The 1088-nt window shown below is 75.9% G+C and carries 1 pseudogene; it reads right to left on the bottom strand.

Annotated elements, in window-relative coordinates:
• Positions 1 to 944 (bottom strand): annotated as a pseudogene (locus BN2279_RS09745) (hypothetical protein); the annotation flags it as partial.
• Between the last annotated feature and the right edge of the window lie 144 nt (positions 945 to 1088).

The raw sequence follows: 1088 nt of genomic DNA, 5'->3' as shown, positions 1-1088 counted from the left end.
ATGTGTATAAGGGGCAGCAGTCCGGTGACCGGCTGCCGGTGCCGGCGTTCGCGCGGGGTCGCGGGCGCGGGGGGCAGCAGGTCGTGGGCGGCGCGCAGTTCGCGGGCGCCGGGGGTGTCCCTGGGGGGTGTGCCGTGGACGGCCAGGGCGGAGGCCAGGAAGGTGCGGGCGTTGCCGTGACGGGCGCGCGCGGCGGCGATGTCCGCGCGCATCCCCAGGCACGCCCCGTGCGCGTAGGGGTGGACCAGGCCGGCGAACCGCCCGGCGGCCTCCCGCAGCGCGGCATCGCCCGCGTCGGGCTCACCGGCCCGCGCGAGCGCGCCACCGCGGTAGGTCAGCGCCCACGCGCTGGCCGTCTCGTCCGGCTCCGGCAGCGCCTCCAGCATCCGGTGCGCGGTGTCCAGCAGCCCGGCCGCGTCCTGCGGGCGGCCGGAGGCGAGCGCGGTCAGGGCGTGCTCGATGACGGCCAGCGCGGTCGCGCGGGCATGTCCGGCCCGGCGGGCGGTGTGCACGGCGAGGTCCAGCAGCACGGCCGCCTCGTCGTGGGCGCCGTCCTCACGCAGCGCCCGGGCCAGGCCGCAGGTCGCGGCGACGTCCAGCCGGACGTCGCCCGCGGCCTGGGCGTGCGTGCGGGCACGTGCGAACGCGGCCATGGCGGCGGCGCGGCGGCCGGTGCCCAGCAGTCCGGCACCCCGGCCCAGTGCCAGGACCGCTCCGGCCCGCGGCGGCAGCCCGCACGCGTCGGCCGCCTGTTCGGCCAGCTCGTACATCCCGGCCCACAAGGTGTAGTCGCGCCGTCTTTCCCACAGCGGCCACAGCGCGTCCGCCAGCCGCCACACCGTCTCGTGCTGCCCGTCCCCGGCCGCCGCGCGCAGCCCGGCGGCCAGGACCCGGCTGCGGTGTTCCAGCCAGATCCACGCCCACCGCCCGCTGCGGAACGGCACATCGCGCTGGACCCCGGGCTGATACGGGGTCAGGGCCGGGCAGTGCAGCCTCTAATACACATCGGACTCTGCCGAAGGCGAGGAGACATTAATAATGGTGTCGGTAATGTCAACGGATATCAGAGATCAACAGTGGCATTGAAG

It is taken from the genome of Streptomyces specialis (assembly GCF_001493375.1).
Lineage (GTDB): Bacteria > Actinomycetota > Actinomycetes > Streptomycetales > Streptomycetaceae > Streptomyces > Streptomyces specialis.
This window is presented reverse-complemented; position numbering and strand designations above follow the sequence as displayed.